General features: G+C 58.7%; 12 protein-coding genes, 1 pseudogene and 1 riboswitch. Of the genes and pseudogenes, 3 read left to right on the forward strand and 10 right to left on the reverse strand.

What is annotated here, in order from left to right:
• Positions 1–160 precede the first annotated feature (160 nt).
• The 5 genes from H8K11_08065 to thiC form a co-directional block, all read right to left on the reverse strand.
• On the reverse strand, positions 161–1,252 hold the full coding sequence (locus H8K11_08065) for an aminomethyl transferase family protein (GenBank protein MCS6263700.1): 1,092 nt from the start codon (positions 1,250–1,252) through the stop codon (positions 161–163).
• Positions 1,253–1,272: 20 nt separating this feature from the next.
• Complete coding sequence (locus H8K11_08070) at positions 1,273–1,686, reverse strand: histidine kinase (GenBank protein ID MCS6263701.1); 414 nt, start codon at positions 1,684–1,686, stop codon at positions 1,273–1,275.
• Positions 1,687–1,707: 21 nt separating this feature from the next.
• Entirely contained in the window at positions 1,708–2,223 is a 516-nt protein-coding gene (locus H8K11_08075) for a tetratricopeptide repeat protein (protein ID MCS6263702.1), read from the reverse strand.
• Positions 2,224–2,302: 79 nt separating this feature from the next.
• On the reverse strand, positions 2,303–3,112 hold the full coding sequence (locus tag H8K11_08080; protein MCS6263703.1) for a thiazole biosynthesis protein: 810 nt from the start codon (positions 3,110–3,112) through the stop codon (positions 2,303–2,305).
• Between the two features lie 139 nt (positions 3,113–3,251).
• Positions 3,252–5,168 (reverse strand): phosphomethylpyrimidine synthase ThiC, encoded by a 1,917-nt coding sequence (gene thiC / locus H8K11_08085; GenBank protein ID MCS6263704.1) that lies wholly within the window; start codon positions 5,166–5,168, stop codon positions 3,252–3,254.
• Positions 5,169–5,259: 91 nt separating this feature from the next.
• Positions 5,260–5,363, reverse strand: a riboswitch (TPP riboswitch).
• 577 nt (positions 5,364–5,940) lie between these two features.
• Between thiC and H8K11_08090 the strand changes: the two genes are divergently transcribed.
• Both H8K11_08090 and H8K11_08095 read left to right on the forward strand, forming a co-directional pair.
• A complete protein-coding gene (locus H8K11_08090; GenBank protein ID MCS6263705.1) occupies positions 5,941–6,240 on the forward strand; it encodes a hypothetical protein in 300 nt (99 codons plus the stop codon).
• A gap of 62 nt (positions 6,241–6,302) precedes the next feature.
• Positions 6,303–8,555 (forward strand): hypothetical protein, encoded by a 2,253-nt coding sequence (locus H8K11_08095; GenBank protein MCS6263706.1) that lies wholly within the window; start codon positions 6,303–6,305, stop codon positions 8,553–8,555.
• Positions 8,556–8,661: 106 nt separating this feature from the next.
• On the opposite strand, the gene H8K11_08100 is transcribed toward H8K11_08095, so the two are convergent.
• The 5 genes and pseudogenes from H8K11_08100 to H8K11_08120 form a co-directional block, all read right to left on the reverse strand.
• Positions 8,662–9,102, reverse strand: a complete 441-nt coding sequence (locus H8K11_08100) for a GNAT family N-acetyltransferase (GenBank protein ID MCS6263707.1) — start codon at positions 9,100–9,102, stop codon at positions 8,662–8,664.
• Between the two features lie 219 nt (positions 9,103–9,321).
• Positions 9,322–9,603, reverse strand: a complete 282-nt coding sequence (locus H8K11_08105; protein ID MCS6263708.1) for an antibiotic biosynthesis monooxygenase — start codon at positions 9,601–9,603, stop codon at positions 9,322–9,324.
• A gap of 275 nt (positions 9,604–9,878) precedes the next feature.
• Positions 9,879–10,208: an HNH nuclease family protein gene (locus H8K11_08110; GenBank protein MCS6263709.1), complete on the reverse strand. Its 330-nt coding sequence runs from the start codon at positions 10,206–10,208 to the stop codon at positions 9,879–9,881.
• Positions 10,209–10,307: 99 nt separating this feature from the next.
• The gene (locus tag H8K11_08115; protein MCS6263710.1) at positions 10,308–10,628 is read right to left on the reverse strand and encodes a transcriptional regulator; all 321 of its coding nucleotides are present in this window, start codon (positions 10,626–10,628) and stop codon (positions 10,308–10,310) included.
• Between the two features lie 18 nt (positions 10,629–10,646).
• A pseudogene (locus H8K11_08120) lies at positions 10,647–10,985 on the reverse strand (type II toxin-antitoxin system RelE/ParE family toxin).
• Between the two features lie 1,689 nt (positions 10,986–12,674).
• Between H8K11_08120 and nadA the strand changes: the two are divergent.
• On the forward strand, positions 12,675–13,778 hold the full coding sequence (gene nadA, locus H8K11_08125) for a quinolinate synthase NadA (protein ID MCS6263711.1): 1,104 nt from the start codon (positions 12,675–12,677) through the stop codon (positions 13,776–13,778).
• Positions 13,779–13,943: the final 165 nt, after the last annotated feature.

Consider the following 13,943-nt stretch of genomic DNA (forward strand, 5'->3'; position numbering starts at 1 on the left):
CTGCCGCTCGAAAACGTGTCGTTATTGGTGCGAGTGATCGAGGCCCGAAGGATGGTCAACACGGCCGTCCAGCAAGGCCGCAGCGGGTGAAGTGTTGACGCGTATCTTCAGAGGTACGTTGAGGCGCTGAACGACACGGGCGAACGTTTTCAACATCCTGCTACGAGTGCTTCTGAAATGGAAGGGCATGGACGGTAGCCTGATGGCGCGTCCCTGCCACTTCGACCGTCAGTGTGGTGTCAGGGGAAGAAAAGTCTCGCAAGGGAAACCCGAAGGCCAGGACGGCATTGCGCTGTGGCGAGAAGGCAGCGCTGCTGATCCATCCCACCTCCCGATCTCCGCTGAATAGCTTTGATCCTGCAGGCGGAACCGTGTTGTCCTGGATGATCAATCCGACCAGATGCCGGCGCACATTCCCATAGGTATCCATCCTGGCCACGACTTCCTGTCCCGGGTAACAACCTTTTGAAAGGCTGAACGCCTTGCCTTCCAGGTTGGCTTCCGGGGGGACAATCTCTTCGTTGAGATCCGGACCGGCCTTGGGCAGACCGGCTTCGATGCGCAACAGTTCGCGCGCCTGTGTGCCGACGGGCTTGATGCCGAACAGTGCGCCTGATGTCATGAGCTGGTTCCAGGCGGCGGGGACCGCATCGGCCGGCAGCAAGACTTCAAAGTCCTGTTCGCCAGTTTCTTCGGTACGCAGGATCAGTCCCTGCTGCCCGCCGATCGTGGCGGGGAGGGTGTGCAAGAGCTGAAGGGCGCGGACCTCGATACCGAATGCCGCGGCGACGGCCTCTGCTGATTTCGGCCCGCTCACCAGCAGCAAGCCCCAGCTTTCTCCGCAATTCTCCATCTTAGCCTTGGTGCCGTAGAGCAGGAACTTTCGCAACGCCTGAAATGTGGCCTCACCCACCTCGCCCACATCTTCGACCCACACGGCATCGGCTTGCACATACACCCGGAAGTAGCCGAGCATTTTTCCCTTATGGGTCAGGAAGCTGGAGTAGCGCCCCTGGCCTGGTTGAAGCGGGAGGATGTCGTTGCTGATGATGCTCTGGAGCCATTTGATGCGATCGTCGCCGGTCACCCGGATTTTTCCGCGGTGCGACAGATCGGACAGCCCGACGGCGCCGCGGACGGCGGCATATTCTGCGGCGGGATCACCATAGTGGGTCGGCATCGACCATCCTGCGGTGCTCTCGAAAATGGCGCCTAGTTGTTGGTGCTGATCGTGGAGTCGGGATTGTTTCATTGGATTCTTGCTCTCTGCTCTCAGCCTTCAGCGTTCATCTCTGAGCGGACGGCTGATCGCTGACTGCTGTTGGCTATGATTTCTTCAACCAGCTCTCTGGTTCGCGCGGAGAATTCATTTCTGGAGACGATCTTCGTCACGCCTAGGTCCTTGGCGCGGCGCCAGGTGTCCGTTTCTTCGTGATTGGCAAAGGCCAGGATGGGGAGCGAGCGCAACGCGGGATCGGCCCGGAGGGTTTCCAGCGCTTGGAAGGCATCGATCGCCAGATCGTTCATGTTGAGGATCAGGGCAGCAGGAGAATCCGAGGCGGTTTTTTCCGCCACCTCATCCTGGCTGCGGATCCGCTCCAGCGTGTAGCCCTGCGGCCGCAAGGCATCGCGTACCTTGGTGTAAAAGAAAATGTCGGTCACGGCCACTAAAATCGTGATGCTCATCCGGTTCCTGTCCTATGATCCCTAATTCAGTGAGCTGATGAGCCGACCCAGAGCCTTCTTGGCCAAAGCGTAGTCCGGGTTGAGGGCGAGCGCCTGTTTGTAGCAGTCGATCGCCTCGCTCCACTTGCCCTGGCGCTCGTAGACCCGGCCCAGATTCAGATGCGGGAAAGCCGGGCTCTCATACCGCCTGGCCTGCATGGCTTTTTGAAACCAGGGAATCGCCTCGTCCAGATCACCCTTTTCGATCAGGTAGGCGCCGATGTCGTTGTAGGGATTCCCGAAGTGCGGATCGCAGGCGATGGCCTTGTGGCATTCATCGATCGCCTCGTCCAGCTTACCCATGAAGCTGTAGGTCCATCCGAGGAACGTATAGGCCTCGGCGGTTTGATGCGTCGCGAGCGACAGCTTGTAGAGACTGACCGCTTCTTCCAGCTGCCCCTTCATCTGCTGCTCATAGGCTTGCTGGAACAGCTGCCAGGCTTCGCGCTTGTCTTCTTCGCTGCCGTCGCCCTGTATAAGAAAGTCCTGAACATCCATGTGTGATCACAAGAGCCAATGGCGTATGGCGCATAGCAGTTCGATGGTCCGTTCCCTGCTACCAGCCGTTCGCTATCAGCTATATGCTCTTGCCTTGTTTCAGTTTCTTCTGAATTAACTCCGCGCCATAGCGGCCGGAGAGCAACATCGATCCGAAGGCCGGGCCCATTCGTGGTGTGCCGAACACGGCCGCGACGGCCAACCCGATCACGAAACAATTGGGAGAGACTTCCCCGGTCCGGTCCATCACTTCTTCTTCCGACCGCGACACCCACATCGCGCCGTTGCCCGGAACCTGCTGGTAGAGCCCGCGCTTGTGCAGGAGATTGACGACGACGGCATCATGTCCGGTGGCATCGACCACGATTTTACTCTCCAAGGCGATCGGATCGACATGGATAATATCGTGGCCCGCCATTTCGGCGGTGGTGCTGTTGACGACGACGCCTTCAAGCACGCCTTCGCGGCGCAGGATCAGATCGACGACCCGCGTCAGGTTCATGATCTTCGCGCCGGCGTTGTAGGCGGCGGCAATCAGCGCCCCGGTGGCATGCGGAGGATCGACCATGTACATGCCGGGGCATTCCTTGATCTGCTTGCAAGGCACGCCCACTTCTTTGAGAATCTTATGCGCGGGGGCGCAGATGGTGGCTTTGTTCATCAAATACCCGCCGGACCAGAAGCCGCCGCCGAGGGCCAGGCTCTGCTCTACGATGAGGGTCTTGATGCCCATCCGGCCGAGATCGTGGGCGCAAATGAGGCCGGAGGGCCCGGCGCCGACGATGATAACGTCGCTCTCGATCAGCTGATCGAACTCTTTATAGTACTCCCGCGCAATCTGGCGGGTGATATCGCGCTCGCGTAATGGCGCCGGCTTCGGCTTTCCCATGCTACCTTCCCTCTCAGCGGATGCTGAACATGATTCCCGGCTTCGTTCTCGGCTCCATCCAATCCTCAACGTACCCCGGAGGGTACGCCTCCGGTTTGAGTTCGCCTGTGGCCTTGCCGGATAGCCATGTTGATCCGCCTTATAGATAGATTTCTGAACCGGCCTTTTTGAATTCTTCTGATTTTTCTTTCATGCCGATCTGGATGGCCTGCTGCTCCTCCAGCTGTTTCTGTGCCGCATAGTCGCGGACGTCCTGCGTGATCTTCATCGAACAGAAATGCGGTCCGCACATGCTGCAGAAATGCGCGACCTTCGCGGCATTGTCCGGCAGCGTCGCATCGTGATACGAGCGGGCGGTGTCCGGGTCCAGCGACAGGTTGAATTGATCTTCCCAGCGGAACTCAAAGCGCGCTTTTGATAAGGCGTTGTCACGCGCTTGGGCACCCGGATGGCCTTTGGCCAGGTCCGCGGCGTGGGCGGCAATCTTGTACGTCACGACGCCGACCTTTACATCCTCCTTGGTCGGCAGACCGAGGTGTTCTTTCGGCGTGACATAACAGAGCATCGCGCAACCATACCAGCCGATCATCGCGGCGCCGATGCCGGAGGTGATGTGGTCATAACCGGGAGCGATGTCCGTCGTGAGCGGCCCCAGCGTGTAGAACGGCGCCTCCTGGCATTCCTTCAGCTGCTTCTCCATGTTCTCTTGAATCATATGCATCGGCACATGGCCGGGACCTTCGATCATCACCTGGACATCATGGTTCCGCGCGATCTTGGTGAGTTCGCCCAAGGTCTCCAATTCGGCAAATTGCGCCTCGTCGTTGGCATCGGCAATCGAACCGGGCCGTAAGCCATCGCCTAGGCTGAAGGCCACATCGTAGGCCTTCATGATTTCGCAGATCTCTTCGAAGTGCGTATAAGCGAAGTTTTCCTGGTGATGCGAGAGGCACCATTTGGCGTGGATCGAGCCGCCGCGCGAGACGATGCCGGTCATGCGTTTCGCTGTCATCGGCACATAACGCAGCAGGACTCCGGCGTGGATCGTGAAGTAGTCCACACCTTGTTCGGCCTGCTCGATCAGCGTATCCCGGAAAATTTCCCAGGTCAGGTCTTCGGCCTTGCCGTTGACCTTTTCGAGTGCCTGATAGATCGGCACCGTGCCGATCGGTACGGGCGAGTTGCGGATGATCCACTCGCGTGTCTCGTGAATGTTTTTGCCGGTCGAGAGGTCCATCACGGTGTCGGCGCCCCAACGGATCGACCAGATCATCTTTTCGACTTCTTCCTCGATCGAGGAGGCGACCGCGGAATTGCCGATGTTGGAATTGATCTTCACGAGGAAGTTCCGGCCGATGATCATCGGCTCGGTTTCCGGGTGGTTGATGTTGTTCGGGATAATCGCGCGTCCGCGGGCCACTTCGTCGCGCACGAATTCGGGGGTGATGATGTTTGGAATACGCGCGCCCCAGGCTTGGCCGGGATGCTGCAACACGCCGCCGCCATGGCCGTTGGTCGAGGCCAGGAGTTCTTTGGCCCTTGCGCGGGACTGATTCTCCCGGATCGCGATGAATTCCATTTCCGGCGTGATGATGCCCTTCTTGGCATAGTGCATCTGGCTGACGTTGTGTCCGGCTTTGGCGCGGAGCGGCTTGCGAATATGCGTAAACCGGAGGTCGGCCAATTTCGGGTCCGCGGCTCGCTGACGCCCGTACTGGGACGTGACCTGCGAAAGTTCTTCCGTATCCCGGCGACTCTCGATCCAGGCTCGGCGCAAGGGCGGCAGGCCGGCGCGCACATCGATCGTCACGTTCGGATCGGTATAAGGACCGGAGGTGTCGTAAATCGTGATCGGCTGGTTGGGCGTAGAGCCCTGGCCGTTGGCTGACTGCGTGGGGGTCAGGCTGATTTCGCGCATCGGGACCCGGACCCCCGGGAGCGCGCCGTCAACATGCACCTTGCGCGAAGCCGCAAAAGGGGTCGTGGTGAGGCGCGCGGTCGAGGGCTTGGAGCCATGACCGTTGCTGGAACCGTTCTGTGTATGGGCCTCGCTCATAGCGGACATCCTTTCGTCGGAGGTGAGCGTCTGACAGCCGAAATAAAAAAAGCCGCATCCAGCGAGGGTGCGGCTTGAATCGATCACGAAGCCAGTCAACCGGTCGCTTCCCTACGCTGGTATTACCCAGGTCAGGTTGTGAGGGTCGCCCGAGCAAGTCGGACTCTCAGCCGGATGGCACCCCTAGCTGTCGAAGGTGATCGTACCGACCTGCCGGGGCGAAGTCAATCTTCCGGAGGGCCTAGTAGAGGAGGGGCTTCTCGGGCAGGAGTTCCAGTTCGGGCGAGTGATGCGGAGTGCCCAGGCAAGCGTGCCTGAATGATGCGGCGGGAGATTCGTCACGGAATGTTCAATGCACAATGAGTCATGCTCAAGGGATGGCAGGACGCCGGGCGCATTCAGGGCGAGAAGCTGCACGCTCGCGCATCATCGGAGAGCACCAATTGCAAGCCAGGGCGAAGAGGGGCCGCGTTGCGATGACGGTTTGTATCGCATCAGATACCGCCCTCGTATCGTATCGGATACGAGAACGCCCCCTGGTTCCTCTCAAGATTCACGTGAAGTCTGCGTCGCGCGTTCGTGCCCCCCGTCACCCTGCTGATCGCCGCAAAACATTTCGCGAGGTTCTAAATACTTGTTTTTATTTGCTGATCGCTGCATGAGCAGCCGCCGCACCCGGTATACCGTTTGCTTTTGACAGGAAGGACAGCCGCGTAAGGGAACTTCTCTCCCGGTCAATCTTGATTGCTCAATCTTTCCGGCGAGGTGGCTCGTGTTGCTGCACATCGCTCTACAAGAAGGCTTTCACCATGACGAGGTGCGTGTGTCGGTGGATGCCCGGGAAGCGTTGGTCAGTGCCGACCTCACGACGCGTCGACAAACCGGGTATGCGGCGGCTGTGGAAGTCGACGTCGCACATACCCCGGTCGTCGTGGAGGTCGTGTTGAGCAAGCGGGGGGTGGCTGAAAGCCAATCGGTTGCAGTGGATCGTCCGACCTATCTCGGTGTGTCACTCACAACTGAAGGGAACCTCGTCTGGAAAACTTCGTACGAACCCTTCGGGTACCTGTGACGGGACGTACCGAAAGAGCGTGATGCCTGAAGGTCGCGACCTATCACAACAGGAGGTAGCGTATGAAAGAGCAAGATCAAATCGATCAGGAGTATCGTGTCGAAGCCGCCGAAATCGCCCGTCCGGGCATAGAGCCCCTCATCCCGATCCTGCCCTGGCCGCCACGTCTCCGCGTGAGCGGGTTGTATGCCGCATCCAGGATCGTGACGCCCCCCATCCCGGCGCCCGGCCCCCTGCCGATTCAGCCCGTTCCACTCGCTCAGCCGATGCCGGGCATCGCGCCGACAGCAGCCGGTCCGTGGCAAATTGAGGAACTGCTGCCCTGGGGCTTTCTTCGCGAAGAGCTGCGCCTCGATGTGGACGGGCGCTATCCGCAGATGATGGCCAGCGGAACGCTCTATGGCGTGTTGGCCAAACGTGTGCACTGGATTGCCCGTCTCACCGCATCCGGGCCGAATGCCTGGACCGGCTCAATCTGGTTCAAGGATGGCGATGTCGCCAGCTTCCCCTACACGATGGTCGAGATCACGACGACGGCAACCTTTCTCTCCAGCCAGCGCAAGGCCGTTGTCCGGTTCTCAGGCGGGGGCACGTCGGTTCGGACGAGAACGTTGGCCTTCAAGTCTCCGTACTTCAGGCAGGTGGAATTCGAGTTCGACTGCGCCACCGGCGTCACCGCGACCACGCACATCGGCACCCATGACCATCCGAATCGTCCGGCCACATTGCCGGGCGAGACGCTCTCGATCGAGGAGGTCTACCGAAGGGTCGGGTTCGATGTGCGGAAGTCCGGCAGCGACAGCATCGTTCCCATCGGCGATGCGGGTACGAATGCGCGTTGGAGCGACAACGAAATGCACGATGCGATGCAGGTGTACTGGTCGCGATTTGCCGGCAAGGCGCAGTGGTCTCTGTGGGTGTTCTTTGCCCGGTTGCACGAGCAGGGCACGAGCCTGGGCGGCATCATGTTCGACGACATCGGGCCGAATCATCGCCAGGGGACGGCGATTTTTAACGAGTCGTTCATCTCTACGGCGCCGAGCGGTGATGCCAATCCGGTCGCGTGGGCCCAGCGGATGCGGTTCTGGACGGCGTGCCATGAAATGGGACACGCCTTCAATCTGGCGCATTCGTGGCAGAAGCAACACCCGCCGGACTGGGGCACCCCGTGGATTCCTTTGGCGAACGAACCGGAAGCCCGCAGCTTCATGAACTACCCGTACAACGTGTCCGGCGGGCAGACGGCGTTTTTTTCCGACTTCGCCTATCGGTTCAGCGACAACGAGTTGGTATTCATGCGCCACGCGCCGGAGCGGTTTGTGCAGATGGGGAATGCCGATTGGTTCGATCACCATGGATTCGAGCAGGCGAGCGCTTCACCGGAGCCCGCGTTGAAGCTCAACCTTCGCGTCGATCGCGCCCAAGCCACCTATCAATTCCTTGAACCGGTTGTGCTTGAGCTCAAGCTGACCAACATCGGTTCGCGTCCACTGGTGCTGGAAAAGGAATTGCTGTCCATGACGGATCACATGACCGTCATCGTCAAGAAGCGGGACAAGCCGGCCCGGCAGTACCTGCCCTTTGCGCGCTATTGCCACGACATGCAGGCTCAGGTGGTGATGCCCGGGGAATTTGTGACCGATTCGCTCTTTATCTCTGTCGGGCGGAACGGCTGGGATATCGCGGAGCCGGGATATTACACGATCCAGATCGCGCTCCATATGGAGACGGAGGATATTGTCTCTGAGGCCCTGACCATCCGTGTCGCTCCTCCACGGGGCTACGACGAAGAATTTCTTGCGCAGGACTTCTTCTCTGATGACGTCGGACGCATCCTCAATTTCGACGGCAGCGCCATACTCCGTCGAGGGAACGATACGCTCAGGGAGGTGAGTGACCGGTTCGGCGATCGTGCGGTGGCCAATCATGCGCGTGTGGCCCTGGCTGCGCCGTTGGCCAGGGACTACAAGGTGCTCGACATGGGCGATCGGATGGGGGAGATGGCGTCTGCAAAGGAGGCCGGAGGCCGTCTCCGTCGCGCCGCCCCCCGTATTGAGGAGGCACGGCAGCTCTATACGAGCGCTCTGCTTGAGAAGAAAGATCAGGCGATCGCGACCTTGGGACGGACCGACTATGAATATTATCTGGGCCGGTTCAGAGAGTCATTGATGGAGCATGGAGCGGTGTTGAAGAAAGAGCCGCGGGACGTCAAACGAGACGCCAAGCGCGAAAAGAACGGTGACATCGAGCACACGATGAGAGTGATTAAGGAGGCACTCTCCAGCCTCAAGGATCTAGAGCCGGTCTCTCGTTAAGCCGGCAAGGGCGGTGGAGAAGGCGGGCCGATGCGGGGAGGCATCGGCCCGCTGACTGTGAGCGTCTAGGGGGGTACGGCGCGGCCTAGACAGAGAGTTGCTCGGCCTAAACCGAGAGGGCCAGGTGATAGACGCAAAATTGTTCGTCCCGCTTCCAGCCAGCGGAGCGGTAGAGCGCCTGGGCGGCGTCGTTTGTGAGCGCAGTTGAGAGCGAGAGGCGCACCGCACCGAGTGACACTGCAAAGGTGGCAGCAGCCGACAACAGCGAAAAGGCAACGCGGGTTCTCCGGGCCTGCTCCTGCACGAAAAGATCGTTGAGGATAAAAATCCGGGCCAGCGACACGGACGAGAAGCTCGGATAGAGCTGTGCGAAACCGATCGCCGTATCTCCCTCATGCGCAATGAACAGCGTGGACTCTTTGTTCGCACAACGGGCAAGCAGGAACGCCCGCGCGGCAGCCACATCGCTGGTCCGACCGTAAAACTGACGATAGGCGTCGAAGAGTGGAACGAGTTGTTCGACATCATCGATGGTGGCTTGTCTGATGGTATGTGTCGTAGATCTCCGGCGGGCATTGTGGGCAGCCTGCTAGCCCGGATTATTCATGAATGCCGTCGCGAGGCGTTCGAGACGGAAGCCCGCCGAGGCTGCTCACACGTGAGGCAGACACAGGCGTACTCGCAGTCCGTCGAGGAGGCCGAACGAGAACAGCCTCGCCGGGCGAGAGGATCGGGCGCCGGAGCGGGTATTCATGAATAGTTCGGGCTAGAGGACGCCTCGTTCGATCTCTTCCAGATAGAGAAAGTCCGGTGCTTTCACTCCGGCAGCTCGCCTCAATTCGACCAATTCCGGGGACTCGAAGAAGCGCCGGGCGTTCTCCAAGCTAGACCAGGCCGAGAAGTGAACAATGCTATTCGCATCTTGGTCGTGGCGCAGGAGCTGGTAGCTGATTTCTCCGGCACGTTTCCGCAGATCCGCCGCGCCATCGAACACAGCTTTCCAGGCGGGGTAGGCTTCGACTTCGTGAATAATCAACACGTGGGGCATGTGAACTCCACAATGAGTGGTGCGGCCTAGTGTACTGCAAAGGCAGAGGGGGATTCATCACGATGGACGCCAGGGGGCCACGATGAAGAGGCTGTCGGAGCTGCTGGTTTTGGACGGGGGAGAGTGGTGGACCGATACCCGTAATCGGTGTCCCACTTGGCGGGCGACGCGTTCATCGTCGGGAGTATGAACGCGCCGCCGAGCGACAGGCTAAAGAAGCCGATCGTGCCTATTGGGCCGGCTTGTCCTCTGATTCGACACGCTTGTTTCTTCGGCTAGGTTCTTCGCTTGAGCATGTCCGCGAGATGGGCGAAGGGCGTGAAGGTCGAAGGTTGATCTTGCTTCCGCCGCGGCGGCGATTCATCCGACGCATCAGCTGCTTGATACCGCTGGTGCTCATTGTCGTGGCAGTAGAGACAGAGCAACTCCCAGTTGCTCCCGTCGGGCGGATTGTTGTCGTGGTTGTGGTCCTTGTGATGGACGGTGAGCTGGCTCAGCTTCTTGCCGTCAAATTCACGCCCGCAGTGCGCGCAGATCCAAGGAAATAATTTGAGTGCGCGTTCTCGAAGATTGTGGTCGCGCTGAGACTGGTTGCTCCGTGCCATGCGAGCCTCCGTGGGGAAAGGCGACTCGGCGCAAGGATATTTTACTGCAAGTCTTGTATTTAAGATCGCCACGCGGCGGGAGATGATGCCCCCTGTTTCTCAGCTCGCTTTCGCGGTTACGCGCAATTTGACGTGAGCCTTCTTCTGGAGCGCGCTCAAGATGCTGAAGAAGTTGTCTGTGCTTGGATTCCCACGCGGGGCCAACATCCGATGCAAGCTTTTGCTCGGCTTCTTGAGCGTCAGGGCTAACTCCTCAAACCCGATGGTGGCATTGACCAGGTCACGGAGGATAGCCTTGCCCACGGTGGGATCGCCGGCGAGATAGGCGTTAAGCGCCGCTGTAAACAGTGCCTCACGAAAGCGCGGATCACGCTCTGCTCGGGCCGTTACCGTATTTCTAAACTCTCGTGTGAGTGCCATAGATTCTCCCGTTCCCTGTTACGTCTTCTTGGTGTCCTTACGACGACGGTAGTCTGCCCAGCGTTCTCTTGCCGTCTCGATCGCTTGTTGCTGGCGCTGCTTTGTGCTGCCACCCCGCAGGATCGCGAGGTGGTCGCCGTCCTTGCCGAAATAGATGCGATATCCCGGCCCAGCATCGATCTTGTGCTCGAAGACTCCAGTCCCCACTCCCTTCACGTTCGACTAGTTCCCGGCAGCTAACTGATAGAGCGCTGCTGCAACTTTTGCTGAAGCGACAGCTGAGAGGCCTCCGAGCCATGCGGCAAAAGGCGACCGAGACCTGTGGTCAAGATATTCGAGTATGCGTACCTCGGACATGGAAATAGTAACGCATATGTTACTATTGTTGCGAGGGGGTATGCAATCGAATTACCGTGAGGGTAGGGGGCGGTTTGGTCAGGTTGCCATGTGGTGAGGTGTCTCACATTTACGGAAATGCTCGATGCTCAATGCGGAATGTCGGATGGGGTGAGCATGTAACGAAGCCCCCAAAAGCGTCATATACCATGATATGTGTGACTGCAAGACCTGACCGGCCTTCTGCGCACTTGGGTTTCTTTTCTCCTCAGGCACTTAGTCAGAAAATGGTGTCAGGAATCATTTCCTGATCCGGATCCGTATGAGCCCCCGTGATAAGTGGCCAGTAGTTGCAATTCATTGAAGCAATAGCAACTCATGGCGTATTATTCGCGATCGGCAACGGTGTGTTGTAAGGACACGAACCGGCAGATCCAGTTCTTTGCGGATCGGCCTAAAGATAGTTAGAGATCACGGAATGAAACCTCCTGAAGCATCTCCGCCTCTGTTTGACACATGTGTTCAAGACATTGAGGCTGCGTACAAGAGACTGGGGCATAAACTTGGTTGGCGTTTCCTTAGCGTTTCTCGCGCTATCCTCGACAAGCCCGTGAGAATCGTCCTTGTCACAATCAACCCGGCAGGTAATTCGATTCCTAAGGATCATCCGTGGCCAAGCTCTGAGAACGGCTCCTCCTACATCGTGGAAAAGTGGGGGAACGCCATACCAGGAAGGTCAACCCTGCAAGTTCAAGTGCAAGAAATGTTTCGACTTCTCCGTGAGGCAATTGGATTTTCCGGATCACACGAGGAATTGCTGGCTCAGTCGCTCATATCCCATTTTGTGCCATTTCGTTCCCCGCGCTTCGATGACTTGCCACGGAAAGCAGAATCAGTCGAGGTTGGTAGGAAGCTTTGGAGCAATATCCTTCCGCATGCCATGCCACGATTAGTGATTTGTCTGGGTCGTGTTGTTCAAAAAGAGCTGCGAGCGCTGATTCCTCAATGTCTTTGGGCAACTCATATCGGCTGCAGCAGCCATCTCACGGGTTGGGGTAACACCACAGCGGACGTTGATAGCTACACGGCACCTCATGGGAGTGTACGATTGCTATATCTGCCTCATCTTTCAACTTGGACTCTTTTTACAAGCGGGAAGTCTCTCCCAAATATGTCGGCAATCCTGCAGGACGCAGCACATGACCTTTAACAAGTGCATTAAGGCCGCTCCCTTCGGTCGCGCGACCGGCAAATCGCTATGCGCTTTGTCGCAGTCTTATGGCCACCGTTAGGCGTGTGAGCGATCTGGAACCCCCCATACCTTTGCGCAATCTTCTACGGTAGTGCCTGTCACGGCATTGTCCGCCCATCGACTGCATGAGTGGGTACCTGACTTGCCGCAGCATGCGGCCGTTGAGTTTCGGAGGCAACGGCGAAGCCTGTCCTGTGTGAGCCGGTTACCGGCGAGTTGACAGGCTTCGAACAGGCAAGGCTTAATCTGGTGCTCATGCAGGCGTCTGTGGCGCACCAATCCCCTGCCGGCGCTGTCCTCGTTCCCTCAAGCCTGGCCCCTTCGGCCCATCTCTGCAATCCTTCCTAGGCCCTCTTCTCAGCGGCGGTTTCATTGATTGTGCGGGAAGGGGTGTCGTAGAATCAGACAGTGTAAGTTCCCTCGTGGTATAGTTTTTTCAATCAACCGAAAGGCTGCAGGTGAAAACGGTCGCCACGCTTCCCCGTCCCATTACCGACTATCAATCCTTGTCTGCCGAAGAACTCTTCGAACGGACTCGCGCGGCCAAACGGACGCTGGGTGACCGGGTGATGATCCTCGGCCATAATTATCAACGCGATGAAGTGATTCAGCATGCCGATTTCCGCGGCGACTCCCTGATTCTCGCGCAGGTGGCCGAGCAGCGTTCCGATCGGCCCTATGTCGTGTTTTGCGGCGTGCACTTCATGGCGGAGACCGCCGATGTGTTGAGCCGGTCCAATCAAACGGTCATTCTCCCCGACATGGCGGCAGGCTGTTCCATGGCTGACATGGCGGCGATCGAGCAGGTCGAACAGTGCTGGGATGCGCTCGGGCGGGTGGTGCCAGTCGAAGAAACGGTGATGCCGGCGGTGTATGTGAACTCCGCCGCGATCTTGAAAGCGTTCTGCGGCGAACATGGCGGGCTGACCTGCACCTCGTCCAATGCGCGGAAAGTCATCGAATGGAGCTGGGCGAGGCGCGAGAAGATCCTGTTTTTCCCCGATGAGCATCTGGGGCGGAACACGGCCAACAAGATGGGCATTCCTCGCGAGCAAATGATTGTCTGGGATCCCTTCATGCCGCGAGGCGGCAATTCGGTGGAGGCGATCAAGCGGGCGAAGCTGATTCTGTGGAAGGGCCATTGCAGCGTCCACCAGATGTTTCAGCCGTCGCACGTGGACTATTTCCGCAAGCAGTACCCGGACGTGAAGGTCATCGTCCATCCCGAATGCCATGAGGATGTGGTGAACAAGGCAGATTTGGTGGGCTCGACGGAGTACATCATCCGCACCATTACGGCGGCGCCGGCGGGCACCACCTGGGCGGTTGGTACCGAACTGAACCTGGTCAATCGCCTGAAGCATGAGCAGACCGATAAGAAGGTGTTTTTCCTCTCCTCGACCGTCTGCCAATGCGCGACCATGTACCGGATCGATGCCCCGCATCTCTGCTGGGCGCTGGAAAACCTTGCCGACGGCCATGTCGTGAACCGGATTGTGGTCCCGGATGACGAAAAGCAGTGGGCGAAGGTGGCGTTGGACCGCATGATGGCCCTCAGTTAGCAGGATCGTGAAAAGCGCCTCCGGCGGCGTTCTCGCGTCGCTCGCATGTTCAACGTACCGCTAAAGGTACGCCTCACATGCTCCCTCGCTGCGGCCTTGCCGGAAGACGCTTTTGACGATCCTGCCCATGTCAGATCTCCGCATACCGCGTTCGCTTCCCCGTTT

Origin of the sequence: Nitrospira sp., from assembly GCA_024998565.1 — a bacterium.
In the GTDB taxonomy this organism is placed as follows: Bacteria; Nitrospirota; Nitrospiria; order Nitrospirales; family Nitrospiraceae; genus Nitrospira_A.

Coding starts and splice junctions, on each gene's coding strand:
- thiC (MCS6263704.1), bottom strand. CDS start 5,168: ATGAGCGAGGCCCATACACAGAACGGTTCCAGCAACGGTCATGGCTCC.
- H8K11_08080 (MCS6263703.1), bottom strand. CDS start 3,112: ATGGGAAAGCCGAAGCCGGCGCCATTACGCGAGCGCGATATCACCCGC.
- H8K11_08075 (MCS6263702.1), bottom strand. CDS start 2,223: ATGGATGTTCAGGACTTTCTTATACAGGGCGACGGCAGCGAAGAAGAC.
- H8K11_08065 (MCS6263700.1), bottom strand. CDS start 1,252: ATGAAACAATCCCGACTCCACGATCAGCACCAACAACTAGGCGCCATT.
- H8K11_08070 (MCS6263701.1), bottom strand. CDS start 1,686: ATGAGCATCACGATTTTAGTGGCCGTGACCGACATTTTCTTTTACACC.
- H8K11_08105 (MCS6263708.1), bottom strand. CDS start 9,603: ATGCCCCACGTGTTGATTATTCACGAAGTCGAAGCCTACCCCGCCTGG.
- H8K11_08095 (MCS6263706.1), top strand. CDS start 6,303: ATGAAAGAGCAAGATCAAATCGATCAGGAGTATCGTGTCGAAGCCGCC.
- H8K11_08110 (MCS6263709.1), bottom strand. CDS start 10,208: ATGGCACGGAGCAACCAGTCTCAGCGCGACCACAATCTTCGAGAACGC.
- H8K11_08115 (MCS6263710.1), bottom strand. CDS start 10,628: ATGGCACTCACACGAGAGTTTAGAAATACGGTAACGGCCCGAGCAGAG.